The organism is Roseococcus sp. YIM B11640 (assembly GCF_049727625.1).
Lineage (GTDB): Bacteria > Pseudomonadota > Alphaproteobacteria > Acetobacterales > Acetobacteraceae > Roseococcus.
Genome location: NZ_JBBJOZ010000001.1, coordinates 298,928 through 323,484, shown reverse-complemented (window position 1 = coordinate 323,484; position 24,557 = coordinate 298,928). Strand labels below are relative to the sequence as shown.

General features: G+C 71.1%; 26 protein-coding genes. 20 read left to right on the top strand and 6 right to left on the bottom strand.

The annotated features are described in order from the left end of the window. The first annotated feature begins 47 nt into the window (after nt 1-47). The 4 genes from WJM96_RS01640 (at nt 48) to WJM96_RS01625 (ending at nt 3,411) form a co-directional block, all read left to right on the top strand. A complete protein-coding gene (locus WJM96_RS01640; RefSeq protein ID WP_424810675.1) occupies nt 48-1,013 on the top strand; it encodes a tripartite tricarboxylate transporter substrate binding protein in 966 nt (321 codons plus the stop codon). Then, the gene (locus WJM96_RS01635; protein ID WP_424810674.1) at nt 1,010-1,990 is read left to right on the top strand and encodes an NADPH:quinone oxidoreductase family protein; all 981 of its coding nucleotides are present in this window, start codon (nt 1,010-1,012) and stop codon (nt 1,988-1,990) included. The genes WJM96_RS01640 and WJM96_RS01635 overlap by 4 nt, the downstream gene beginning before the upstream one ends. After that, entirely contained in the window at nt 1,987-2,985 is a 999-nt protein-coding gene (locus WJM96_RS01630) for a hydroxyacid dehydrogenase (protein WP_424810673.1), read from the top strand. The genes WJM96_RS01635 and WJM96_RS01630 overlap by 4 nt, the downstream gene beginning before the upstream one ends. A 69-nt stretch (nt 2,986-3,054) precedes the next feature. After that, nucleotides 3,055-3,411: a PepSY domain-containing protein gene (locus tag WJM96_RS01625; RefSeq protein WP_424810672.1), complete on the top strand. Its 357-nt coding sequence runs from the start codon at nt 3,055-3,057 to the stop codon at nt 3,409-3,411. A 261-nt stretch (nt 3,412-3,672) separates the two neighbouring features. Here WJM96_RS01625 and WJM96_RS01620 read toward each other — a convergent pair whose 3' ends face one another. From WJM96_RS01620 to WJM96_RS01600, 5 genes are all read right to left on the bottom strand, one after another. Then, nucleotides 3,673-4,422 (bottom strand): enoyl-CoA hydratase, encoded by a 750-nt coding sequence (locus tag WJM96_RS01620; RefSeq protein WP_424810671.1) that lies wholly within the window; start codon nt 4,420-4,422, stop codon nt 3,673-3,675. 29 nt (nt 4,423-4,451) lie between these two features. Continuing rightward, a complete protein-coding gene (gene mobB / locus WJM96_RS01615; RefSeq protein ID WP_424810670.1) occupies nt 4,452-4,955 on the bottom strand; it encodes a molybdopterin-guanine dinucleotide biosynthesis protein B in 504 nt (167 codons plus the stop codon). A 9-nt stretch (nt 4,956-4,964) separates the two neighbouring features. Then, nucleotides 4,965-6,158, bottom strand: a complete 1,194-nt coding sequence (locus tag WJM96_RS01610; RefSeq protein ID WP_424810669.1) for an MFS transporter — start codon at nt 6,156-6,158, stop codon at nt 4,965-4,967. Nucleotides 6,159-6,242: 84 nt separating this feature from the next. Then, a complete protein-coding gene (locus tag WJM96_RS01605; RefSeq protein WP_424810668.1) occupies nt 6,243-8,171 on the bottom strand; it encodes a lysylphosphatidylglycerol synthase domain-containing protein in 1,929 nt (642 codons plus the stop codon). Continuing rightward, nucleotides 8,168-9,796 (bottom strand): lysine--tRNA ligase, encoded by a 1,629-nt coding sequence (locus WJM96_RS01600; RefSeq protein WP_424810667.1) that lies wholly within the window; start codon nt 9,794-9,796, stop codon nt 8,168-8,170. The genes WJM96_RS01605 and WJM96_RS01600 overlap by 4 nt, the downstream gene beginning before the upstream one ends. A gap of 173 nt (nt 9,797-9,969) precedes the next feature. Here WJM96_RS01600 and WJM96_RS01595 point away from each other — a divergent pair, with 173 nt between their 5' ends. The 5 genes from WJM96_RS01595 to WJM96_RS01575 all read left to right on the top strand — a co-directional run bounded on the left by WJM96_RS01595 (nt 9,970) and on the right by WJM96_RS01575 (nt 12,959). After that, on the top strand, nt 9,970-10,164 hold the full coding sequence (locus WJM96_RS01595) for a DUF4089 domain-containing protein (protein WP_424810666.1): 195 nt from the start codon (nt 9,970-9,972) through the stop codon (nt 10,162-10,164). Continuing rightward, nucleotides 10,161-11,555 carry an AtzE family amidohydrolase gene (locus WJM96_RS01590; protein WP_424810665.1) on the top strand — a complete coding sequence of 465 codons (1,395 nt, stop codon included), beginning with the start codon at nt 10,161-10,163 and terminating at the stop codon, nt 11,553-11,555. The genes WJM96_RS01595 and WJM96_RS01590 overlap by 4 nt, the downstream gene beginning before the upstream one ends. A gap of 7 nt (nt 11,556-11,562) precedes the next feature. Next, the gene (gene hpxZ, locus WJM96_RS01585) at nt 11,563-11,955 is read left to right on the top strand and encodes an oxalurate catabolism protein HpxZ (RefSeq protein WP_424810664.1); all 393 of its coding nucleotides are present in this window, start codon (nt 11,563-11,565) and stop codon (nt 11,953-11,955) included. Nucleotides 11,956-11,957: 2 nt separating this feature from the next. Beyond that, complete coding sequence (locus tag WJM96_RS01580; RefSeq protein ID WP_424810663.1) at nt 11,958-12,278, top strand: hypothetical protein; 321 nt, start codon at nt 11,958-11,960, stop codon at nt 12,276-12,278. 93 nt (nt 12,279-12,371) lie between these two features. Continuing rightward, nucleotides 12,372-12,959 carry a glycine zipper family protein gene (locus WJM96_RS01575; protein WP_424810662.1) on the top strand — a complete coding sequence of 196 codons (588 nt, stop codon included), beginning with the start codon at nt 12,372-12,374 and terminating at the stop codon, nt 12,957-12,959. Nucleotides 12,960-12,963: 4 nt separating this feature from the next. Here WJM96_RS01575 and WJM96_RS01570 read toward each other — a convergent pair whose 3' ends face one another. Then, nucleotides 12,964-14,199, bottom strand: a complete 1,236-nt coding sequence (locus WJM96_RS01570) for an RsmB/NOP family class I SAM-dependent RNA methyltransferase (protein ID WP_424810661.1) — start codon at nt 14,197-14,199, stop codon at nt 12,964-12,966. Nucleotides 14,200-14,389: 190 nt separating this feature from the next. Between WJM96_RS01570 and WJM96_RS01565 the strand changes: the two genes are divergently transcribed. From WJM96_RS01565 to WJM96_RS01515, 11 genes are all read left to right on the top strand, one after another. Further along, complete coding sequence (locus WJM96_RS01565; protein WP_424810660.1) at nt 14,390-16,072, top strand: ArnT family glycosyltransferase; 1,683 nt, start codon at nt 14,390-14,392, stop codon at nt 16,070-16,072. After that, complete coding sequence (locus tag WJM96_RS01560; protein WP_424810659.1) at nt 16,069-16,674, top strand: DedA family protein; 606 nt, start codon at nt 16,069-16,071, stop codon at nt 16,672-16,674. The genes WJM96_RS01565 and WJM96_RS01560 overlap by 4 nt, the downstream gene beginning before the upstream one ends. 225 nt (nt 16,675-16,899) lie before the next feature. Continuing rightward, the gene (locus tag WJM96_RS01555) at nt 16,900-17,721 is read left to right on the top strand and encodes a prephenate dehydrogenase/arogenate dehydrogenase family protein (protein WP_424810658.1); all 822 of its coding nucleotides are present in this window, start codon (nt 16,900-16,902) and stop codon (nt 17,719-17,721) included. After that, nucleotides 17,685-18,434 carry an SDR family oxidoreductase gene (locus tag WJM96_RS01550; protein ID WP_424810657.1) on the top strand — a complete coding sequence of 250 codons (750 nt, stop codon included), beginning with the start codon at nt 17,685-17,687 and terminating at the stop codon, nt 18,432-18,434. The genes WJM96_RS01555 and WJM96_RS01550 overlap by 37 nt, the downstream gene beginning before the upstream one ends. Nucleotides 18,435-18,527: 93 nt before the next feature. Then, complete coding sequence (locus tag WJM96_RS01545; protein ID WP_424810656.1) at nt 18,528-19,508, top strand: hypothetical protein; 981 nt, start codon at nt 18,528-18,530, stop codon at nt 19,506-19,508. Nucleotides 19,509-19,579: 71 nt separating this feature from the next. Further along, nucleotides 19,580-20,539, top strand: coding sequence for a Bug family tripartite tricarboxylate transporter substrate binding protein (locus tag WJM96_RS01540; protein WP_424810655.1), 960 nt, complete (start codon nt 19,580-19,582; stop codon nt 20,537-20,539). A 7-nt stretch (nt 20,540-20,546) separates the two neighbouring features. Continuing rightward, complete coding sequence (locus tag WJM96_RS01535; RefSeq protein ID WP_424810654.1) at nt 20,547-21,044, top strand: 2'-5' RNA ligase family protein; 498 nt, start codon at nt 20,547-20,549, stop codon at nt 21,042-21,044. 58 nt (nt 21,045-21,102) lie between these two features. Next, nucleotides 21,103-21,954, top strand: coding sequence for a fumarylacetoacetate hydrolase family protein (locus WJM96_RS01530; RefSeq protein WP_424810653.1), 852 nt, complete (start codon nt 21,103-21,105; stop codon nt 21,952-21,954). 88 nt (nt 21,955-22,042) lie between these two features. Then, nucleotides 22,043-23,005 (top strand): Bug family tripartite tricarboxylate transporter substrate binding protein, encoded by a 963-nt coding sequence (locus WJM96_RS01525; RefSeq protein WP_424810652.1) that lies wholly within the window; start codon nt 22,043-22,045, stop codon nt 23,003-23,005. After that, the gene (locus WJM96_RS01520) at nt 23,005-23,505 is read left to right on the top strand and encodes a prolyl-tRNA synthetase associated domain-containing protein (RefSeq protein WP_424810651.1); all 501 of its coding nucleotides are present in this window, start codon (nt 23,005-23,007) and stop codon (nt 23,503-23,505) included. The genes WJM96_RS01525 and WJM96_RS01520 overlap by 1 nt, the downstream gene beginning before the upstream one ends. A 79-nt stretch (nt 23,506-23,584) precedes the next feature. Continuing rightward, nucleotides 23,585-24,505, top strand: a complete 921-nt coding sequence (locus tag WJM96_RS01515) for a tetratricopeptide repeat protein (RefSeq protein WP_424810650.1) — start codon at nt 23,585-23,587, stop codon at nt 24,503-24,505. Nucleotides 24,506-24,557 lie beyond the last annotated feature (52 nt).

Below are 24,557 nucleotides of genomic sequence, written 5' to 3'. Positions count from 1 at the left end.
GGCGCGCGGTTCGGCTATCATCCCGCCAAACGTCCAGGAACACAGGAATGACCGCCACCCGCCGCGCCCTGCTGGGCGCCGCCCTCGCCGCGCCCGCGCTGCCCGCCTTCGCCCAGGACTGGCCCGCCCGCCCGGTGCGCGTGATCGTCCCCTATCCGCCCGGCGGCCCGACCGATCTCGTGGGCCGCGTCGCCGCGGCGGGACTGCAGGCCGAGCTCGGCCAGCCCTTCGTGGTGGAGAACCGCGCAGGCGCCGGCGGTTCCATCGGCGCCGGCGAGGCCGCGCGCGCGGCGCCCGACGGCCAGACGCTGCTGGTGAACGCTTCCGCGCATGTCATCGTGCCGCATCTCCAGCGCAACATGCCCTTCGACGCGCTGGCCGACTTCACGCCCATTACGGAGATCGTGAAGGTGCCGCTCATCCTCGTGGTGAACGGGGCGCTGCCGGTGCGCACGGTGCAGGACCTGATCGATCTCGCGAAGGCGCAGCCGGGGCGGATCTCCTACGCGTCCTCCTCCATCGGCGGCGCGCCGCACCTGGCGGGCGAGCTCTTCAAGTTCATGACGCGCACGGACCTGACGCATGTGCCCTATCGAGGCTCCGGCCCCGCCCTGCAGGATCTGCTGGCGGGCACGGTGCAGGTGATGTTCGACAGCCTCGCCTCCTCGGCCGAGCATGTGCGCTCCGGCCGTCTGCGCGCCATCGCAGTGACGACGGCGCAGCGCCTGCCGGACCATCCCGAGCTGCCCACCATCGCGGAGGCAGGCGTCCCGGGCTACGAGATCGCGACCTGGTACGCGATGTGGGCGCCCAAGGGCATGGCGCCGGCGCTCGCCACGCGCATCCAGCAGGCGATGGCGAAGGTCGTGGCGCGGGAGGATGCGCGCTCGCGCTACGGCGCCATGGGTGCCACGCCCATCGCGAGCCCGCCGGCCGATTTCGCGCGCTTCTGCGCGAGCGAGTACGATCGCTGGGGTCGCCTGATCCGCGACGCCGAGATCAAGGGGGAATGATGCGCGCGCTCGTCTGCGAATCCTGGCGGGACTTCGACCAGCTGGAAGTGAAGGACATCCCGCCGCCCGAGCTGAAGCCGGGCCAGGTGCGGATCAAGGTGGAGGCGGTCGGCGTCTCCTTTGCCGTGCAGCTCGTCGTCGCGGGCAAGTACCAGCGCAAGCCGCCGCTGCCCTTCGTGCCGGGCACCGAGGTCGCGGGCACCGTGCTGGAAGGCCCGCTGCCGCGCGGCACGCGGGTCTTCGCCGTGCTCGACTGGGGCGGCTTCGCGGAGGAGGCGGTAGCGGACGCGATCCATGTCACGCCCATCCCCGACGGTCTGCCGCTGCCGCCTGCCGTGGCCTTCCCGATCAGCTACCCGACCGCGGGCTCCGCGCTGCTCTGGCGCGGGAAGCTGAAGGCGGGCGACTGGGTGCTGGTGCATGGCGCGGCGGGCGGCGTGGGCCTGGCGGGCGTGGAGATCGCGAAGGCGCTGGGCGCCAAGGTGATCGCGCGCGCGGGCGCCGCGAAGCACGCGATGCTGCATGCGCGCGGCGCGGATGCCGTGCTCGACAGCGCCGCGCCGTTCCGCGAGCAGGTGCGCGAGATCACCGGCGGCGCGGGCGTGGACTGCGTGCTCGACACGCTGGGCGGCGACATCTTCGACGATTCGCTGCGCTGCCTTGGCGATGGCGGGACGCTGGTGGTCGTGGGCTTCGCGGCGGGCGGCATTCCGACCGTGCCGGCGAACATCCTGCTGCTGAAGAACATCGCCGTCGCGGGCCTCAACTGGGGCACCTATGTCGGCTGGTCTCCCGGCGACAATCGCGAGCATCACGCGGCGCGCGTGCGCGAGCTGTGGGACCAGCTCATGGGCTGGTGGGCCAAGGGCCTGCTGAAGCCCGAGGTGCATGCGAGCTTCCCGCTCGACCGTTTCCGTGAGGCCATGGCGGAGGTGCGCGAGCGCCGATCCGCGGGACGCGTGGTGATCGTGCCATGAGCGGCAATCGCCTCCGCGTGTTTCTCTCGCACGGGACGGACACCTTCCACGGCTATTTCGGGGACCGCGCGCTCGCCGCGCTGCGCGAGCATGCGGACGTGGTCCGCAACACGACGGATCGCGACCTGCGCGATGCGGAACTCGCCGAAGCCGCCGCCGGCTGCCAGGCCATCATCGCCTTCCGCGGTTCGCCCGGAACGGCGGAAACCTTCGCGCGCAGCCCCGACCTCGTGGCCTTCCTGCGCTGCGCGGTGGACATCAGCACCATCGATGTCCCCGCCGCCTCGTCGCAGGGAATCCTGGTGACGCGCGCGACGCCGGGCTTCGTGGATTCCGTGGCGGAGCTCGGCCTCGGAATGATGCTGGATCTCGCGCGCGGCATCTCGCGGGCGGGCCAGGCCTATCGGCGCGGCGAGAAGCAGCCCGCGCCCGGCGGGCAGATCCAGCTCTCCGGCGCCACGCTCGGCATCGTGGGCTATGGGCGCATCGCGAAGCGGCTGGACGCCATCGCCTCCGCGCTCGGCATGCGCGTGCTGGCGCATGACCCCTATGCGCGGCCGGAGACGAGCCTCGACGAGGTGCTGACGCAATCGGATTTCGTGGTCTGCCTCGCCATCTCCAGCCCGGAGACGGCGAACATCATGAATGCCGCCGCCTTCGCACGGATGCGGCGCGGCGCCCTCTTCATCAACCTCTCGCGCGGCGAGCTGGTGGACGAGTCGGCGCTGGCCGCCGCGCTGGATTCCGGGCATCTCGCGGGCGCGGCGATGGATGTGGGCCGCGCGCCCGACCAGATGCCGAGCCCGGTGCTCGCCTCGCGCCCGGATGTGGTGGCGACGCCGCATATCGGCGGGCTCACGCCCCAGGCGGCCGAGCACCAGGCGATGGACACGGTGCGTCAGGTCGCGGCGCTGGCCGAGGGCAAGCTGCCGGATGGCGCGGTGAACGCGGCAGAGGCGCACCGGCTGAAACGTCTCGGCATCGAACCGGGTTGACGATCAGGCTTGAACATCGCGCCGGGAATTGCTGAAACCGGCGCTCAATTTCGGCGAAAGGAGGATCCCATGCGCGGCATCACCGCCATCCTCGGCCTCACTGCCCTGGCCTTTGGAACCATGGCCTTCCTGCACATGCCCGCGCAGCGCGAGACGGCGGCGGCACCGCAGGTCGGCGCGCCGGCGGCAGAAGGCGAGCCCATGACGGCTTCGGCCATCGCGCGCCTGGCCGAGCGGCGCTACGGCGGCACGGTCATCGAGGTCGAGCTGGAGGAGAAGCGCGGTCGCCGCTACTTCGAGGTGAAGATCCTGCCCGCCAATGGCGAGCCCTTCGAAGTGGAGCTGGATGTGTCCAGCGGGGCGCTGCTGCGCGCGAAGGGAATCGATATGCGCCGGCTGCCGGTCGATACGGCCCTGGCAGACTAGGCCCGGCGGCGCGGAGGCTGCGCCTTCGCGAACATCGCGACAGGCACCACGGCCAGCGCCACCATGAAGGCGACGATCGCCAGTTCAGACATGGTGTAGCTCGTCTCGAAACTCATCTTCATTCCCCGATAGTTCAGCGAATATACGCTCTCACTACCGGGGCTCGTCTGAATGGGCGCTGAGCCGCTGCGTCAGCTTCCGTTCAGCCTTTGATCGCGGGATTCACGCCCCTGGCGCCTTCGCGCCTGCATTCGTCCCGCGCTACTTCTTCAGGAAGGCTGCGAAGATCTCCTGCGCCTCGCTGGTGCGAAGGCGTTCGGCGAAGGCCACGCGCTCGGCCGCCATGGCCTCCTTCACCATCGCGCGGTGCGGCGCCTTCACCAGCCGCTTCGTCTCGGCGACCGAACCGGGCGGCAGGGCCGCGAGCTGCTTCGCCATCTCCAGCGCCACCGGCTCCACCTCGTTGTCAGGCACGGCGCGGCTCGCAAGGCCCGCCTGCGCGGCCTCGGCGCCGCTGATCGGCGCGCCGGAGAGGAACCACCAATTGGCCCGCGCCGGTCCTACGCGGGCGGGCAGCAGCACGGAGGAACCGGCCTCCGGCACCAGCGCCAGCTTGGTGAAGGGCATCTGCAGCCGCGCGGTCTCGCTGGCCACCACCACATCAGCATGCAGCAGCATGGTGGTGCCGATTCCCACCGCATACCCGCGCACGGCGGCGATCACCGGCTTCTCGAAATCCAGGATGGTCTCGAGGAAGCTGAAGGCCGCGCCGGGCTCGGTGGCCGGGCGGTCGCCCACGGCGGCGAAATCCTTGATGTCGTTGCCGGCCGTGAAATCCGTCCCGCCCGCGAGGATGACGACGCGCACGCTCTCGTCGATCGCGGCCTGGCTCAGCGCCTCGGCCATGCCGTTGTACATGGCGCGGGTCAGCGCATTCTTCTTGTCGGGCCGGTTCAGGCGGATGGTAAGGATGGCGCCGTCGCGCTCGGTCAGCACATGCTGCTCGGACATGGTTCTCTCCCGTGGTGGGAGGGAGTTAATCAGATGCGCGCGGGTTCCGCGAGGCTCAGCGCCGCCTCGGCGATGGCGGCCAGGTCATCCAGTCGCAGCGGCCGCGGCGCCCCCTCCGGCGGCACCACATCGGACGCCACGGCCCGGATCAGCGGGTCCTCCGGAAAGAGGAAGGGCTTGCCGTTGGCGGCGCGGTGGATCTCGATCTTGGGCAGGGCCTCGCGCTTGAAGCCCTCCACGAGCACGAGGTCCACGGGGTTCAGCTTCCCCAGCAGCTCGGCCAGCGGCGGTTCCGGCGCGCCGCGATGCTCGGTCATCAGCGCCCAGCGCTTCGCGGAGGAGACGAGGACCTGCGCGGCGCCGGCCTGCCGGTGTTCGAAGCTGTCCTTGCCAGGCTGGTCCACATCGAATTCGTGATGGGCGTGCTTGACGGTCGAGACGGTGATGCCGCGCGCGATCAGCGCGGGCAGCAGCTTCACCACCAGGGTGGTCTTGCCCGCACCGCTCCATCCCGCGAGGCCGATGATCCGCATGGGCGGAACCTACCGCCGATCGAGACCCCAGGACACCATCCAGATCGCGAGCCCGCCCAGCGCCAGCCCCATGCCCACCCAGCCCGTCGAGGTCCAGCCATAGCCGGCGGCGATCGCAAGGCCGCCGAACCACGGCCCCAGCGCATTCGCCACGTTGAACGCCGAGTGGTGCAGGGCCGCGGCCAGCGTCTGCGCCTCGCCCGCCACATCCATCAGCCGCGTCTGGATGATGGAGCCCACGCCGCCGCCCGCGCCGATCAGGAACACCACGGGCAAGAGCGTGCCGAGATCCTGCGCCGCCCAGGGGTAGAGCGCCAGCACGCCCGCGCTGAAGGCCAGGGTCACCGCCGCCGCCGCCATCAGCGCGCGGTCCGCGGCCCAGGCGCAGACGAGGTTGCCCAGGGTCAGGCCCACGCCCAGCACGCCCAGCACCAGCGGCACCATCCCCGGCGAGACGCCCGTCACCTCCACCAGCGTGGAGGCCAGGTAGGTATAGACCGCGAAGAAGCCGCCAAAGCCGATGGCACCCGTGGCGAGCGCGAGCCAGACCTGCTTACGCTTCAGCGCGCCGAGCTCGCGCAGGGGGCTGCGCCTCGGGTCGCCCGGCTCCTGCGGCGCGAAGCGCGCGACCAGCAAGGCCGTCGCCGCCGCCAGCACGGAAACCAGCACGAAGCCCCATCGCCAGCCCATCGCCTGGCCCATGAGATTGGCGATCGGCACGCCCACGACGGTGGAGATCGCGAGCCCGGTCATCATGCGGGAGACCGCCTGCGCCCGCCGCTCGCGCGGCACGAGCGAGGCCGCCATCAGCGCGCCGACGCCGAAGAAGGCGCCGTGCGGCAGGCCGCTCAGGAAGCGAAAGCCCAGCATCCAGCCATAGTCCGGCGCCATCGCCGACAGCAGGTTGCCCAGCGCGAAGACCGCCATGAGCCCGACCAGCAGCGTGCGTCGCGCCAGCCGCGCGCCCAGCACGGCGATCACCGGCGCGCCCACCACCACGCCCAGCGCATAGGCGCTGATCACGTGGCCCGCCGTGGGCTCGTCGATGCCCAGGCCGCGCGACATGTCGGGCACCAGGCTCATGGTCGCGAATTCGGTGGTGCCGATGGAGAACCCGCCCATGGCCAGCGCGAAGAGCACCAGCGCCGGGTGCACGGCGCGGGGTGTGGAGGCGGAATCGAGTGTCGTCGCGTGGGAGTTCATCGGGCGGTCACCTTGCCGGTCGTGGCTTCGGATTTCCTGGTGACCGTTTCCCGTGTGGGGGATATCGCCGCGAAGGCCGGGTCTTCAACCCTCGCCGGGCACACCGCAGTGATGCAGCAGCAGATCCATGTCGCGCTCGGCATGGCAGGCGATGAAGCGTCCCGGCGCCTTGGGGTCCGGCACGGCCTGCAGGCCGGTATCGGCATAGACGCGCAGATAGGTCGGCCCAACGTTCACGAAGGCCGCGCGCGCGCCGTTCCGCTCGCAATAGTCCCGGAAGCGCCAGATGGCGGAAATCGCGTCCCGCACCTCGCCCACGGGGTCGCCATGGCCGATCCAGATCTGGCCCTCGCGGGAAAAGGGGAAGCCCGCGCGCCCGGCCTCGCCCCAGATCACCCCATCGGCCCGTTCGGGAAGCTTCGCGCCCAGCGAGGCGAGCAGCCCGCGCGAGACGGCGTCATAGGCGCCGGGGCGGATGCGCGCGGGCCGGAGCAGCCGCACCAGCCCGACCAGCAGCAGCAGCATGGTCATGCCGACCGCGAAGCGCAGCTGCGCCGGCGCGCCGGGCGAGAGCACCAGCTCCCACCAATAGGCGCCCTGGACGCCGACCGAATTGGCGATGATGGCGACGCCCGTGCCGCAGATGGCGACGGCGGCGAGCGGCAGCAGCATTTCCTGCGAGAGGGGTTCCGCGCGGATGCGGCTGTTGCGGTAGAAGGCGCTCCGCATCGTCGCCAGCAGCGCGGCTGTCAGCAGGAAGACCCCCCAGGTCCACCAATCCTCGTTCCGCATCCAGGCGATGAGTGCGCCCACCGCCAGCAGCACCAGCGCGCCCACCCAGGCGATGTTGAGCCGCCGCGCGAGCCCGAAAGCCATGACGATGAGCAGCGAGCCGAGGATGGACGCCGCGAATTGCGAGGCGATGGCGGTTTCGTACCCCGCCCATTCCTTCAATTCCTCGGCGGGCAGGGAGCCCAGGAAGATCAGCAGCGCCCCGCTGAGCGCGACGAGCCCCGTCAGCACCGGGACCTCCAGCGGCATGGCGCCGCTTCCCAGCGCGGCGAAGCGTGCGAGCGAGGCGCGGCGCTGCGTGATCTCGAATCCCGCGAAGAGCGTGCCGGCGATGAAGAGCGGCACGATGTAGTAGTAGAGCCGGAAGACCAGCAGCGCGCCCACCACCTCCGCCGTCGGCAGGTAGGGCGCCAGGCCGATGACGATGGCGCCGTCGAAGACGCCGAGGCCGCCCGGCACGTTCGCCACGATCCCCGCCGCATAGGCCGCGAGGTAGATGCCGATGAAGCGCACGAAGGTCAGGCCCTCGGCATCCGGCAGCAGCACATAGAAGATCGCGGCCGTCACCGCGACGTCCACGGTCGCCAGCAGGCTCTGCGCGACGGCCATGCCGGTGCTCGGCAGTTCCACCACATGGCCGAACAGCGTAACGGTGCGGCGGAAGCGGCTCAGCAGGATATAGGCCAGCACCACCCCGAAGAGCGGCACCGCGACAAGCTGCAGCGTCCAGCGCGGCAGCACGCCGCCGATCCAGGGCAGCACCTCCGGCTCCAGGATCAAAACCCAGCCGCCCAGCGCCATGCCGCCCAGGCCGAAGGTCAGCGAGGTGAAGCCGATGACCTTTCCGATCTCGAGCGCCGAATAGCCCCAGGCCGAATAGAGCCGGAACCGCACGGCCGCGCCCGAGACCGCCGCGAAGCCGAGGTTATGCGCCAGCGAATAGCCGCAGAAGGAAGCGACCAGCGCCCGCCCCCAGCTGGATGGCCGGCCGGCATATCGCGCGCCCAGCCAGTCATAGGCCGCCAGCACCAGATAAGCCACGACCGTCAGCCCCGCGCCGGCCCAGAGGGCGTGGCTCGTGATCTCGCTCATGGCCCGCGTGATGTCGGCGATGGCGAGGTGCCGGAACTCCCGCTGCACCACCCAGATGGCCGCGACCAGCAGGACCAGCCCGAAGACTGTCGCCCCGTGGCGCTTGATCAGGGGCAGCACGGCCTTCACGCGCTGGCACTCTCCCGCGCCAGCGCGTTCTCGATCAGCGCGCAGGCCTCGACGACGCCCATGACGGCGATGGTGCCGCCGAAGCGCGGCCCCTCGGTCTTGCCAAGCAGCACCTCATAGAGCGCGCTGAACCAGGCACGGCCCACGCCGGGGCGTCCGCCATCCTTGGCGGGCGTCTGGAAGGCAGGGAACTCGCGGCCGGCGTCGTAGACGGCTTCCTGCATCGCGGCCTCGCGCTGCGGGCCGGCGGGCAGCGCCTCGAATTCCGGCGCGCGCTCGCGCAGGATTTCCACGAGGCGGCGCATCGCGGCCGCTTCCTCCGGCGTCGCGTCGCGGAACTTGCGTTCCGGCGCGATGAAGTCCCGCCAATAGGCGCAGGCGTTGCGGACCATGCGGTCCAGCACCGGCTCGCCCTCGGGCGTCAGGCTGGGGTGGTACTTGCGCAGATAGGCCCAGAGCCGCTCGTGATCATCCGTGTTCGCGATGCCCGCGAGGTTGAGCAGCGTGGCATAGGAGACCGGCGGCGGCGCGAAGTTGGGCGAAGCGCCGCGATGGATGTGCCAGGCCGGGTTCGCCGGGTCCGGGTTCTCCCGCAGCTTCGCGAGGCCGGCGAGCCAGTCGTCCACCGCGCGGGGGATGACTTCCTTGTGCAGCCGCTTGGCGCTGCCGGGGGAGGCGAACATGAACCAGGCGAGGCTCTCGGGCGGGCCGTATTCCAGCCATTGCTCGATGGTGAGGCCGTTGCCCTTGCTCTTGCTGATCTTCTGGCCCTGGGCGTCGTTGAACAGCTCGTAGGTGAAGGAGACGGGCGGCTCGCTGCCCAGCACCCGGCAGATCTTGGACGAGAGCTTGACGCTGTCGATCAGGTCCTTGCCGGACATCTCGTAATCCACGCCCAGCGCGTGCCAGCGCAACGCCCAGTCGGCCTTCCACTGCGCCTTGCAGGCCCCGCCGGTTACCTTTGTCTCGAAAATTTCACCGGTATCGGGATCGCGCCAGACGATCGTTCCGGCCGCGGGGCGGGTTTCCTCCACCGGGACCTGCATCACGATGCCGGTCCTGGGATGGATGGGCAGGAAGGGCGAGTAGGTGGCGCGGCGCTCGGCGCCCAGCGTGGGCAGGATCACGTCCCGCACCTCGTCATGCTTGGCCAGCATCTGCAGCAGCGCTTCGTCGAAGCGTCCGGAGGCGTAATAGTCGGTGCTGCTGGCGAACTCGTATTGGAAGCCGAACTCGTCGAGGAAGCTGCGCAGGCGCGCGTTGTTGTGCTGGCCGAAGCTCGGATGCGTGCCGAAGGGGTCGGGCACGCGGGTCAGCGGCTTGCCCAGGTGCTGGGCCAGCAATTCCTTGTTCGGCACGTTGTCCGGGACCTTGCGCAGCCCGTCCATGTCGTCGCTGAAGGCGATGAGGCGCGAGGGCAGGCCCGTCAGCTTCGTGAAGGCGTGCCGCACCCAGCTGGTGCGCGCGACCTCGCCGAACGTGCCGATATGGGGCAGGCCGGAGGGGCCGTAGCCCGTCTCGAACAGCGCCTCGGTTTTCCCCTGGGCCGCCAGGCGGTCGGCGAGCTTGGCGGCTTCCTCGAAGGGCCAGGCGCGAACGGTGCGGAGGGAGGGATCGGCGGACATGGCGGCACGGGATGGCAGGGGGCGGACAGATGGTCAATGCGCCACTGCCCATTGCGACGGCAAGCCTGCCGCCCGAAAGCGCAAGGGGGCGCCGCAAGCGGGCCTCCCACCACGTGAAGCCTCTTTCGCGAAACCCGGCCATGCGGGACCGTTTCCGGGCAGGAGGGACCGCCATGCCCGAGTTCGACCCCGCCCGATATGCCGAGCAAACCGCCGCCGCCCTGGAGATGGAGCTGCGGCCGGAGCACCTGCCCGGCATCCACATGAACCTCGCCCTGGCCCATCGCATGGCGAAGCTGGTGGAGAGCGTCCCCCTCACGCCCCATGACGAGACGGCCCCCGTCTATGTCGCGGGGCCCGCCAAGTGAGCGTCGCCGCTCTCGCCGCCCAGATCCGGGCCGGGAAGCGCCGCGCCGCGGCCGTGGTCGAGGACCGGCTGGCCGATATCGCCGCCCGCGACCGCCTGCTGAACTGCTTCACCGAGGTCACCGCCGCCCGCGCGCGGGCCGAGGCCGCGGCGGTGGACGCCAAGGTGGCCGCCGGCATCGACCCCGGGCCGCTCGCGGGCGTGCCGGTGGCCGTCAAGAACCTCTTCGACCTGGAGGGGATCGCGACCCTCGCGGGCTCGAAAATCGAGCGCGACAGCCCGCCCGCGGCGCGGGACGGCTATCTGGTCCGCAAGCTGACGGCGGCGGGCGCCGTCATGCTCGGCGCGCTCAACATGGACGAATACGCCTACGGCTTCTCGACCGAGAACGCCCATGAGGGGCCGAGCCGCAACCCGCACGACGCGACGCGCATCGCCGGCGGCTCCTCGGGCGGCAGCGCCGCGGCGGTGGCGGCCGGGCTGGTGCCCCTTACCCTCGGCAGCGACACCAATGGCTCCATCCGCGTGCCGGCCTCGCTCTGCGGCATCTGGGGGGTGAAGCCGACCTATGGGCGGCTCTCGCGCCATGGCAGCTTCCCCTTCGTGGGCGCCTTCGACCATCTCGGCCCCTTCGCGCGGGAACTCGACGACCTGGCCCTGGCCTACAACCTCCTGCAGGGCGACGACCCGGAGGACCCGCACCAGACCTTCCCTGGCCTCCAGCCCGTGGACACGGTGCCGGAGATCGGGGGGCTCAGGATCGCGGTGGCCGATGGGCATTTCGCCAGGGGCGGGCACCCGGAGGCCTTCGCCGCCGTCGCGGCCGTGGCCCAGGCGCTGGGCGCCACCCGCCGCGTGACGCTTCCCCATGCGGCCGAGGGGCGGGCCGCCGCCTTCCTCATCACCATGGCCGAGGGCGCGAACCTGCACATGAAGAACCTCCGGGCGCGGCCGGGGGATTTCGACTTCGCCACCCGCGACCGCTTCCTGGCCGGGGCGCTGCTGCCCGCGCATTGGATCACCCAGGCCCAGCGGCTGCGGGCGCTCTACCGGGCCGAGGTACTGAAGCTGTTCCAGGAGGTAGACGTGATCCTGGCGCCCGCCACCCCCTTCGTGGCGCCCCAGATCGGCCAGGCGACCATCGAGGTGGATGGCGAGGAGATCCCGGTCCGCCCCAATCTCGGCGTCTATACCCAGCCCATCTCCTGCATCGGCTTGCCGGTGATCGCCGCGCCCCTCGCCGACCCGGCCGCGATCGGCACGCCGGAGGGGCTGCCCATCGGCGTCCAGATCATCGGCGCGCCCTGGGCAGAGGCGACCCTCTTCCGCGTGGCCGCCGCCCTGGCGAAGATGGGGGTCTGCGCCGCGCCGCCCTTGCCGCGCGGCAATTGAGGAAAGCATGACGCACGAGATCAACATCCCCGAGGTCCATGCCGAAGTCACGGCCGCCTTCAACCGCTACGAGCAGGCGCTGGTGAGCAACGATGTGGAGGTGCTGGACGAGCTGTTCTGGAACAGCGACCACACCATCCGCTTCGGCGGGGGTGAGAACCTCTTCTCCTATGCCGAGATCGCGGAGTTCCGCGCCAACCGCCCCTCCCAGGGGCTGGCGCGCCAGCTGATCCGGACGGTGGTCACCACCTATGGCCGGGACTTCGGCACGGCCAATACGACCTTCCAGCGCGACGGCTCGGACCAGATCGGCCGGCAGAGCCACACCTGGCTGCGCCTGCCCGAGGGCTGGCGGATCGTCGCGGCCCATGTCTCTCTATTGCCAAAGGGAGTGGGCTGATCATGCGCCGTATCGCGTTCCTTGCCGTGCTGGCGCTCGCCGCCTGCGCGGGCCCGCAGAATGATGGCTCAGGCGTGCTGCCGGTGCCGCCGGAGGATCGCGGCCGACAGGACGCCGCCCCGGATTCCCAGTGCCGCCGCATGGCGACCGACGCCATCCCCCTCGACACCGCCGCCGGCGAGGCCCTGGTGGCCAGCCTGCAGCCGCCCCCCTCCGGCCGCGCGGTGCGCCTGAACCAGGTGCCCTGGGCGCGGCTGGACGCCCAGGCGCGCTACGACCGGGTCTATTCCCTCTGCCAGGCGGGGCTCGGCCGGAACCCCTGATCCCGCCGAAATTTTGTAACCGCCGTTGTCCGGCCGCATTAGGCGGATGATATGCCCGCGCACCTATCCTCGCGGGTTTCCGGAGAGTCGGACATGAAGAATGCGATCACCCTGGCGGCGGCCGCCCTCAGCCTCGCCGCCTGCGCCACCTACCCCCCGTCCGGGCCGAGCATCGTGGCGCTGCCCGGCCAAGGGAAGGACTATGCCCAGTTCCAGCGCGAGGACGGCTATTGCCAGCAGCAGGCGGGAATCGGCACCGGCTATGTCGACCCGCAGGCGGGCACCAATGCCGCGGTCGGCAGCGCGGTGGTCGGGACCGCCCTGGGGGCCGCGACCGGCGCTCTGATTGGCGCGGCGGCCGGCAATGCGGGCGTGGGTGCCGCGATCGGCGCCGGCACGGGGCTGGCAGCAGGCAGCGTCTATGGCGCCAATGCCGCGGCGGGCACCCAGTATGGCGCCCAGGGCCGCTTCGATACCATCTACGCCCAGTGCATGACGGCCTATGGCAACACGGTGCAGCCCATGGCGGTCGCCGCGCCGGCTGTCCCCTATTACGGCTCGCCCTACTACGCCGCGGCGCCGGTCTATCCGGTGCCGGTGCCCGTGCCTTACCCGGCTTACCGCCCCTATTACCGCGGGTGGGGATGGGGCTACGGCGGCTATTGGGGCCGGCGCTGGTAGCCTCCTAGCCCTCCCGCACGAGGCGCATGGCGAAGAACCCGTCCATGCCCCCCTGGCCGGACCAGAAATCCGGCCGGGTGCGGAGCGCCCCTGGCCCGGCCGGGGCGATGCCGGGTAATTCCCCGTCCCGGATCGGGTCCAGCCTGAAGCCTGGGGGAATGCGCGCCAGATGCGCCTCACCCTCCTCCGCCTGGAGGGAGCAGGTGGCGAAGACCAGGCGCCCGCCGGGCTTCACGAGCCTCGCGGCCGCTTCCAGCAGCTGCGACTGCTGGCCGGCGAGGTTCGGCACATCCTTGGGCCGCTTGAGATAGGGCACGTCCGGGTGCCGGCGGATCGTTCCCGTCGCCGTGCAGGGCGCGTCCAGCAGGACGGCGTCGAACTGGCCCTCTGGCCGCCATTTCAGCACATCCGCGTTCACCAGATCCGCGCCGAGGCCGAGGCGGGCCATGTTCTCGCGCAGGCGGCCCATGCGCGACGCCTCCCGTTCCACCGCCACCACCTCGGCGCCGAGCGCCGCCAGCTGCGCCGTCTTGCCGCCGGGTGCCGCGCAGAGATCGGCGATCCGCTCCCCGGCCCTGGCGCCGAGCAGCAGGGCGGGCAGGGCCGCGGCGGCGTCCTGGGCCCAGAAATTCCCCTCGGCGAAGCCCGGGATCTCCGTGATGCGGGTGCCGGCGGGCAGGCGGGCCGTGCCTGTGGGCAGCAGCTCCGCGCCCTCGGGCGCCGCCACGCCCGGCTTCAGCGAGAGGTCGAGCGGCGCCTCGCTGCGATGCGCGGCGGCGATGGCGCGCACGGCGGGGCCATGGGCCGCATGCCAGGCGGCCCAGAGCCAGGCGGGCGTGTCCAGCCTCTCGGCGTCCAGCCCTTCCAGCGCCGCCGGCCCGGCTTCGGCGACCCGGCGCAGCACGGCATTCACGAGGCCCGCCAAGGGCTTCGGCACCAGCGACACGGCCGAGGCCACGGCGGCATGGGCAGGCGTGCCGAGCAGCAGCAGCTCCGCCGCGCCGATCCGCAGCGCGCGGCGGGCGGGCGGCGGCGGCTCGCGCCGCAGGAAGGGCTCCATGACGGCGTCCAGGCTGCCCAGGCGGCGGAGCACGGCGGCGGCGATGCGGTGGCCGGCGGCCTTGTCGCGCGCCTCGATGCCGGCCGGGACCGCGTCCAGCGCTTCCTCCAGCGCGCGGTGATCGTCCAGCACCGCTTCGAGGAGCGAGGCCGCCACGCGGCGGGCGGGAGAAATCTTCATGACGCGCTTTATGGCCGCGCCCGACCCCCCGTGCTAGAGCGGGAAAAGATGTCTACCTTGCCCTCAGACGCCGGGCGCCGCCTCCGGCGGCTTGGCTTCGCCGCACCTCTGGATCGCCTCGCCGCGTTGGCTCATGGGCGGCGCCGGCCGCCGTGCGGCCGGATGGCCGAAACGCAGCGCGCCTGATCCCATGACGACATCCCGCCTGGATTCCTGGCTCGACAGCGCGAGCGGCGCGGCCCAGCGCTGGCCGAAGCTCGTGCTCGTGCTGCTCTGCCTGCTGCTCTACCTGCCGGGCTTCTTCAGCATCCCCGCGACCGACCGCGACGAAAGCCGCTTCGCCCAGGCCACGCGCCAGATGGTCGAGACGGGCGACTACGTCCACATCCGCGTGGGCGACGAGGAGCGGAACAAGAAGCCGGTGGGCATCCACTGGGCCCAGGCCGTCGGCGTCCACCTGATGGAGGCCACCGGCCTCGGCGACCGCCGGGACATCTGGGCCTATCGCCTGCCCTCGCTGCTCGGCGCCATCCTGGCCGTGCTGGCCACCTTCCACTTCGGCCGCACGCTGGTGGGCCGCCGCTCGGCCATGCTCGGCGCCGCCATGCTGGCGGGCTGCATGGTGCTGATGGTCGAGGCGCATATCGCCAAGACAGACGCCGCGCTGCTGGCAACCGTGACCGCGAGCATGGGGCTCTTCGGCACGGCCTATCTGCGGCCCGGCGCCTTCGCGGCGCGGCAGGCAGCCGCTTTCTGGGTGATCCTGGGTATCGGCGTGCTGTTGAAGGGGCCGATCGCGCCCATGTTCCCGCTGCTCACCGGCATCACGCTCGCCATCGCCGACCGGCGCGCGCCCTGGCTGGCCGCGCTGCGCTGGCGCTGGGGCATCCCGCTGCTGCTGGCCATGGTGCTGCCCTGGATGGTCGCCATCGGCATCGCGACGGAAGGGCGCTTCTTCAGCCAAGCCATCGGCGGCGACATGCTGGGCAAGGTCGGCTCCGGCGACGAGAAGCACTGGGGCCCGCCGGGCTTCTACATCCTCACCTTCCTGATCGCGGCCTTCCCGGCCGGGTACCTGGTCCTGCTGGGACTGCACCGGGCCTGGACGCAGCGGCAGCAGCTGCCGACGCGCTTCCTCATCGCCTGGGTGGTGCCGAACTGGCTGGTCTTCGAGGCGGTGGCGACCAAGCTGCCGCACTACACCTTGCCGGCCTATCCCGCGCTGATGCTGCTGGGCGCCATCTGGGCGCTGGATCCGCTGCGGGGCGAGCCCCGGCCCTGGCTGCGCTGGCTCGCGCGGCTCGCGGTGGCGGGCGTAGCCATCGGGCTGGCCATCGCCGCCGTGGCCGTGCCCTGGGCCGCGACGGGCCATCTGGAGGCCGCGCCTTTCCTGGCGTTGCCCGCGGCCCTGCTCCTCATCTGGCTCTGCTGGCGGGAGATCGGGCGCGGCAACTGGGCGCGCAGCGCGGTGATGGCCGTGGTGGCCGCGATCCCGCTCTACTTCACCGTCATGCAGCTCACCTTCCCGCGCATCGACGCGCTGTGGATCGGGCCGCGCCTGGAGCGCCTGCTGGCCGAGCGCGCGCCCGGCCTGCCGCCCGAACGCTTCGGCATCACCGGCCATGCGGAGCCCTCCACGCTCTTCGCCATCGGCGGCGACGTGCGCTTCCTGCGCCGGGGCGAGGATGCGGCGATCTTCCTCGCCGCCGAGGAAGGCCGGGTCGCCGCGGTGGGCGAACGGGCGATCGGGGATTTTCAGCGCGAGGCCGCGCGTCTCGGCCTGCGACTTGAGGAGATCGGTTTGGTGGATGGCTTGAACTACACGCGCGGGCGGCATGTGACGCTGCGCCTCTTCCGGATCGCGCGCGCATGATGGACCTCGTCACCAGCTGGGTCGCGGCCGCCGGCTACTGGGGCGTCTTCGGGCTGATGTTCCTGGAGAACCTGTTCCCGCCCATTCCCTCCGAGCTGATCATGCCCTTCGCGGGCTTCGCCGCCGCGCGCGGCGAGCTGTCCGTGACGCTCGTCCTGGTCGCGGGCATCGCCGGCACGCTGGTCGGCAACATGTTCTGGTACGAGCTGGCGCGCGCCATCGGCACGGCGCGCACCCGCGCGCTCTGCACCCGCTTCGGCAAGTGGATCGGCGTGCGCGAGGAGGATCTCGACAAGGCGGAAACCACGCTGCGCCGCTGGGGGCCGCTGGCCGTCTTCCTCGGCCGCATCATGCCGGGCATCCGCACTGTCATCTCGATCCCGGCCGGGCTCATCGAGATGCCCCGCCTCACCTTCTACGGCTGGACGGCACTGGGCACGACGATCTGGGTCGGCGCCCTGACCATGGTCGGCTACATCCTGGAGGAGGGCTACAACCAGCTCGAGCCCTGGATCGACCCCATCGGCAAGGGGCTGATCGTGCTGGTGGGCGTGCTGTTCCTCTGGCAGCTCTGGCGCATCTGGCGCCGCCGGGACAATTGAGGCCGGCGGGGCGCGACGCGGGCGCCTGGCCCGCGCCTTGACTTCCGCACCCCGCGCGCCTTCATATGCCCGCATGACGACGATCCTTCCCACCTCCGGGCTGTATTACGCGCTGCTTCCATAGCGGCGCGTTGATCCTCGTTTTCTTCAACCGCTGCCTTGCCGGCGGTTGAACCCTTCCCTCACCAGCACCGTCGGCCTCGCAGCCTCCCGAGAGGCCAGACCGTGTTCCCAGCATCCAACCAGCCGCGTATCGGCATCATCGGCTTCGGCGCGTTCGGGCGGCTGATGGCCCAGCATCTGCGCCCGCATTTTCCGCTCTGCGCGCATGATCCCGACCTGGGCGCGGCGATGGAGGGCGTGGCGCGGGTCTCGCTCCAGGACGCCGCCGCCTGCCCCATCATCGTGCTCGCCACCCCGGTCGGCGCGCTGGCCGAGGTGGTGGAGAGCATCGCGCCGCATCTCGCGCCCGGCGCGCTGGTGCTGGATGTCGGCTCGGTGAAGTCCATCCCGGCCGAGATCATGCGGCGCGGCCTGCCCGCGCATGTGGAGATCGTCGCCACCCACCCGCTCTTCGGCCCGCAAAGCGCGCGCGACGGAATCCGGGGCCTCAAGATCGCCGTCTGCCCCGTGCGTGGTCCGCGCGCACCGCGCGTGGCGGCCTTCCTGCGCCGCGTGCTCGGCCTCGACGCCATCCTGACGACGCCCGAGGCGCATGACCGCGAGGCCGCGATGGCGCAGGGCCTCACGCATCTCATCGCGAAGCTGCTGATGCGAATGGAGCCGCTGCCCACGCGGATGACGACGCGCAGCTTCGACCTCATCATGCAGGCGGTCGGCATGGTCCGCGACGACGCGCCCGGCGTGTCGCGCGCGATCGAGCACGCCAACCCCTTTGCGCCGGAGGTGCGCCGCCGCTTCCTCGCCCTCGCGGCCGAGGCCGAATTCTCCGCTGTTGACGGCGCGCCCGCGCCGCGCCCGAATGCGGCGATAAGCAGGGAGAAGCCAACATGGCAGGACGTCTGGCGGGAAAGCGTGCCTTCGTGACGGCGGCGGGGCAGGGGATCGGCCGCGCGAGCGCCATCGCCATGGCCGCCGAGGGCGCCTCGGTCATCGCGACGGACCGCGACGGGGCCAAGCTCGCGGGGCTGGAGCAGCACGGCATCGCGACGAAGGCGCTGGACGTGCTGGACGACAAGGCCGTCGAGGCCGCGATCACCGGCGCGGGCACCTTCGACATCCTCTTCAACTGCGCGGGCTTCGTACACCAGAACACGGCGCTGACCTGCACGGACGAGGAGTGGGACTTCGCCTTCAACCTCAACGTGCGCGCCATGTGGCGCTGCATGCGCGCCGCGCTCCCGGGCATGATCGCGGCCGGGCGCGGCAGCATCATCAACATGGCCTCGGCCGCCTCCAGCATCAAAGGCGCGCCCAACCGCTTCGTCTACGGCACCTCCAAGGCCGCCGTGGTCGGCATGACGCGCGCGGTGGCGGCGGACACCGTGACACAGGGCGTGCGCTGCAACTGCCTGGCGCCAGGAACCGTCGATACGCCGAGCCTCGCCGATCGCATCGCCGCCAATGCCTCCGCGGCCGGCGGGCTGGAGCAGGCGCGGGCCGCCTTCGTGGCGCGGCAGGCCATGGGGCGCCTCGCGACCGCCGAGGAGATGGCGGCGCTGGTCGTCTATCTCGCGAGCGACGAGAGCACCTTCGTGACGGGCCAGGCCATCGTCATCGACGGCGGATGGACGCTGTAAGGCGGCGCCGCCTGGACGATCCGCCAGCCCTTCTTTAGTGCTGGCCGGGGCGCGCGACGGCGCTTGCTCCTCGGCCTTGGGGATGACTGCCGCTTGCTCCGATCCGGCCCCTGGCTGCCGCTTCTCGGCCTTCTCGCCGCCGCGCCCGGCGCCTGGGCGCAGGAGAGCCGCATCGCGGAGCTCGGCCCGGCGCTGCGAACGCGGAATGGCGGCCTCCTGGGCCTCATGGGCTACAACATGACGCCGGACGGCTCGACCAACGCGCTGCTGATCCAGCGCGGCTCGGGCAAGGCGGGCGGCGATGGGCAGACCGAGCTGCAGCTCAGCCAGTTCGGCTTCGGCTTCACCTGGAGCGAGAGCGTCCCGCTCTTCACGGAGGTCTATCTCGGCTACGCGCGCTACGATCCGCGCGCATACGTCACCGATGGCGCGGAGCAGAGGCGCGCGCCGACGCGCTGGAACAACATCACCTCGACGGTCGGCATCGGCTACGACATCCGGCTCGCCGAATATCTCTGGCTGCGGCCGATCCTGAACGGCGCGCTGGGAGTCGCCGCCTCGGACGCCACGCTCTTCGCCTCCTACATCCACCTGCGCACCGGCTATGACATCTCCGCGCTGACCGACCGGCACGTGAATGTCTATGGCCTCGGCGGCTCGCTGATGCTCGCCTACTACGACTACAAGCCGGAGCGGGATATCGACGTCGAGCTCCGCTACACGGAGCTGCGGCTGCAGACCTTCGGCAGCACCCCCTCCGGTGTCGGCGGCCGGTCGACGCCGCGCACGCTCGGCCTCTGGGCGCGGTATCGCTGGCCCACCGGGAGGGAGGCCTTCGGGCGCCCCATCCGCTGGGTGCTCGACGGTTCCGCCTCCGCCTATCTCGGCGACCAGCGTGAGGCGCTGGGCTATTCCTGGGGCGTGAAGATCGGCGGCGGCATCGAGTTCGACCTGGGCCGCCAAGAGATCGGCGCCCTGGGCCTCGACCTTTCGCGCGTGCGGCTGATCGGGCGCTACTTCTTCGGCGACAAGGGCGTCACCGGCACATCCTTCGGCATCGGCATGAGCTTCTGAACCGGCGGGCGTTTGACTTCACGCGCACGCGGTTCCGATACTTCCGGAAAATCGTCCCCGGGAGGACCCAGATGAACGTCTCACGCCGCGCGCTGCTTGGCGCTACCCCCCTGCTGGCCGCGCCCGCCTTGGCTCAGGGAGCCTGGCCCAACAAGCCGGTCCGCATCTTTGTCGGCTTCCCCGCCGGCGGCACCACGGACATCCTCGGCCGCCTTGCCGGGCAGTTGCTGCAGGAGGAGCTGGGCCAGCCCTTCGTCGTCGAGAACCGTCCCGGCGCGGGCTCCAACATTGCGGCGCAGGCCGTGCTGCGGAGCCCGGCCGATGGCTACACGCTGCTGCTCGGCTCGCCCGGCACCAATGCCATCAACCCGCATCTCTACAGCAATGCCGGCTACGATCCGCTGACGGATTTCCTCACCATCGGGCAGATCGCGGAGGTGCCGAACCTCATCGCGGCGCATCCCTCGCTCGGCGTGCGCGATGCGGCGGGGCTCATCGCGCTCGCGAAGCAGCGTCGGCTTTCCTATGGCGAGACGAGCATCGGCGGCTCCACGCATCTCTCGGCCGAGCTCTTCCGCCTGATGGCGGGCATCGAGGCCACGCACGTCCCCTATCGCGGCAGCGCGCCGATGATGACGGACCTGCTGCCCGGCCGCATCGACTATGGCTGCGACAACCTGCCCTCCATCATGCCGCATGTGCGCTCCGGCGCGCTGGTCGGGATCGGCGTCACCTCCACCGGCCGGTGGTCCGGCGCGCCGGACCTCGCCGCGATCGGCGAGACGCTGCCGGGCTACGAGGTTACCGCCTGGTTCGGGCTGGTCGCGCCCAAGGGCACGCCGGCCGAGGTCATCACCCGCGCCAATGCCGCGCTCCGCAAGGGCCTCACCAAGCCCGAGACGGCATCCCGCATGCAGGAGCTGGGCGCCACCCCGCTGCCCGGCACGCCCGAGGAGTACCAGGCGCGCAACGTCGCGCAGTTCGCCCGCATGGGTGACCTGATCCGCCGCGTGGGGATCCGCGCGGAATGAGGCGCCCGTGCCCTTCGCGCTGACGCTCCGCCTGGATGCCGCCGCCGAGGCGCGCGTTGAATCCCTCCAGGCGCGCCTCGACGCGGCGGGCATCGGCCATCCGTCACTGCGGCTCGGGCATCCGCCGCACATCACCCTGGCCGTCGCGGCGCAGGAGCCACGCCGCATCGCGCTGACCCCGCCGCCACGGTTGCGCCTGCGCCTCGCGCATCCCGGCCTCTTCGCGGCACCGGAGCGCGTGCTCTTTCTCTCGCCGCTCGCGACGCCGGAGCTGATGGTGCTGCAGGCCCGCGCGGCCGAGATGCTGGGCGCCTTCGGCCTCCACCCGCATTTCGCCCGCGGCGCCTGGGTTCCGCACGTGACGCTGGCGCGCGACGTGCCGAGCTTCGACGCCGCGCTGGACGCGCTCTCCCCGCTCGAACTGCCCCTCGAGGCGGAGGTCGCGGCGCTGGAGCTGGTCGCCTTTCCGCCCGCCCGCATCCTGGCGCGGCGGGCCGCGGAGTAGGACTTCGCAGCACACGTTTTCCCATGCACTCTCGCGCCAGATTCCAGGAGGAACCTTCATGAAGCTGCTTCGCTACGGTCCCAAGGGCCAGGAAAAGCCCGGCCTGCTCGACAAGTCCGGCACGATCCGCGACCTCTCCGGCTTCGTGCCCGACATCACGGGCGAGACGCTGGCCCCCGGCGCGCTGGCCAAGCTCGCGGCCGTGGATCCCTCGACCCTGCCGGCCGTCAGCGGCAGCCCGCGCCTGGGCGCCTGCGTCACGGGCATGAAGAACCTGATCTGCATCGGCCTGAACTATGCCGACCACGCGGCCGAGACGGGCTCCCCGCTGCCGAAGGAGCCGATCGTCTTCATCAAGTCGCTCGGCGCGCTCAACGGCCCCTTCGACGACATCATCATTCCCAAGGGCTCGGTGAAGACCGACTGGGAGTGCGAGCTCGCGGTCATCATCGGCACCACCGCGCGCTACGTGACGGAAGAGGCGGCGCTGGACCACGTGGCCGGCTACGCCGTCGGCAACGACGTCTCCGAGCGCGAGTGGCAGCAGGAGCGCGGGCCGACCTGGGACAAGGGCAAGGGCTTCGAGACCTTCGGCCCGCTCGGGCCCTACGTGGTCACGAAGGACGAGGTGCCCGACCCGCAGAACCTCAGGATGTGGACCGACGTGGATGGCGTCCGCCAGCAGGACGGCAGCACCAAGACCATGATCTTCGGCGTGAAGACGCTGGTCAGCTACGTCAGCCAGTGCATCACGCTCTTCCCCGGCGACGTGATCTTCACCGGCACGCCGCCGGGCGTGGGCCTCGGCAAGAAGCCGACGCCGTGGTTCCTCAAGGCCGGCCAGCAGCTCAAGGTAGGCATCGACGGCCTGGGCGAGCAGGTTTCGAACACGGTCGCCTACAAGGGCTGAAAATCGTTCCGCTTCCGGGCCGCGCGCCACGCTTGCGCGCCGGCCCGGGGCGGTGATGATGGCGGCGAATTCGTCCGGGAAAGAACCCATGAACCGCCGCCACATCCTGGCGCTGGCCGCTGCAGCGCCCCTCGCCACGCCCGCCCTCGGGCAGAACTTCACGCATCCGCTGCGTCTCGTGGTGCCCTTCGCGCCCGGCGGCACCAGCGACATCCTCGCCCGCATCCTGGCGCCAGAGCTGACGCGCCTGCTGGGGCAGAACGTGGTGGTGGAGAACCGCAGCGGCGCCGCAGGCAATCTCGGCGCGCAGCTCGTGGCACAGAGCGCGCCTGACGGGCACACCATGCTGCTCATCGACACGGGCGTGCTGGCCACCGCGCCGTCGCTCTACTCGCGCCTGCCCTTCGACCCGTCGAAGGACCTCGCGACCGTCAACCTGCTGATCTACGCGCCCTATATCCTCGCCGTTCACCCTTCCGTCCCCGCGCGCAACGCGGCGGAGCTGATCGCCTATGCCAAGGCGAACCCGGGCAAGCTGAACGTCGCCAATTCCGGCGTGGGTGCCGCGAACCATCTCACCTCGCTCGTGCTCGCCGCGCATTGGGGCGCCGAGGTGACGCAGGTCCCCTATCGGGGCGGCGCTGCCGCGCTGGCGGCCGTCACGGGCGGGGAGGCGCAGATCATCGTGAACGGCGCCACCGCCACGGCGCCCTTCGTGAAGGATGGCCGCCTGCGGGGCATCGCGGTCTCCGGCCCGCACCGCCTGGCCGACTTCCCGGACCTGCCCACCTTCTCGCAGCTCGGCTGGCCGGCCTCCGACAGCGGCACCTTCCAGGGCGTGCTGGTGCCCGGTGCCACACCGGCCCCGGTCGTCGCACGGCTGGACGAGGCGTTCCGCACGGCGCTGGCGGTCCCCGACGTGGCCCGCCGCATGGCGGAGCTGGGCGCCGAGGTCCGCGCCATGGGCCCGGCGCCCTTCCGCAGCTGGCTCGCTGCCGAAACGGAGAGCTGGGGCCAGGTCGTGCGCGCCAACAACGTCAAGCTGGATTGATGGAAACGCCGGAAGGGCTGCTCGCGCGGCTCCAGGCCGCGGGGATCGAGGCGCGCACCATCCGGCATCCGCCCGTCTTCACCGTCGCGGAATCCCAGTCCCTGCGCGGTGAACTGCCGGGCGCGCATTCGAAGAACCTCTTCCTCGCCCCGGCCAAGGGCGAGGGCCCTTATTTCCTGGCGGTGCTGGAGGAGGCCCGGCAGGTCTCCGTCAACGCGCTGGCCCGCGCCGCGGGCTGGGGGAAGGTGCGGATGGCCCCGCCCGAGGCGCTGCGCGAGACGCTCGGCGTCGAGCCCGGCAGCGTCACCCCCTTCGGCCTCGTGAACGCGCCACCCGGCACCGTCCGGGTCGTGCTGGACGCGGAGCTGGCGGGTGCCACGGGTCTGGCCTGGTTCCATCCGCTGGTAAACAGCGCCTCTACGGGCCTCAAGCCACGGGATTTGCTCAAATTCCTCCGCGGCCTGGGCCATGAGGTCGCGATCGTCGATCTGGCGGCATGAGGGGCGAGACTTTCCCCCCGGCTTGTCTTATGGCGCCAGCCGCAACATCTCTTCTCCGTTATCGCCAGGACCCACGGCCATGGATGTGATTCTCGACAAGAGCAACGGCGCCGATCCCGTCATGGACGGCGACCAGAAGACCTTCATGCAGGATGTGATCGAGGCCTCGCGCTCGGTCCCCGTCCTGGTGGATTTCTGGGCGACCTGGTGTGGCCCCTGCAAGACGCTGACGCCGGCCATCGAGAAGGTGGTGCGCGGTGCCGGCGGCCGGGTGAAGCTGGTCAAGATCGACATCGACAAGAACCGCCAGCTCGTCCAGCAGCTGACGCAGATGGGCCTGCCGCTGCAGTCGGTCCCGACGGTGGCCGCCTTCTGGCAGGGCCAGATCGCCGACCTGTTCCAGGGCGCCTTGCCCGAGAGCGAGGTGAAGCGCTTCGTCGAGAACCTGCTCAAGATCGCCGGCGGCCAGATGCCGTCCGAGGACCTGCTTGCCGAGGCCAAGGAGCTGGTCGAAGCCGGTGACCACACCGCCGCGCTGGAGATCTACGCCGCCCTCGCCCAGCAGGAGCCCGAGAACGCCGATGCCCTGGCCGGCCTGGCCCGCTGCCTCGTCGCCCTCGACGAGGAGGAGCAGGCGAAGAACATGCTCGACAACCTCGACGCCAAGCTGAAGGCCCATCCCGAGATCGCGGCCGTGCGCACGCAGATCGAGCTGGCCGCCGCGGGGCGCGAGGCGCAGTCCAAGTTCGGCGCCCTCGAGCAGCGCCTAGCGGCCGACCCGAACGACCATGAGGCGAGGATCGAGCTCGCCGTGGCCCTGAACGCCGCCGGCCAGCGCCCGGAGGCCGCCGCCGCCCTGCTGGAAGCGATCAAGCGCGACGCCGCCTGGAATGACGAGGCCGCCCGCAAGCAGTTGCTGAAGTTCTTCGAGGCCTGGGGGCTGGACGATCCGGCCACGCTCAAGGCCCGGCGCGGACTTTCCGCGCTTCTGTTCAGGTAACCCGCGCAGGTAGAATGGAGTTGTTGGTGGCGGTCACGAAATCGCCACCAAG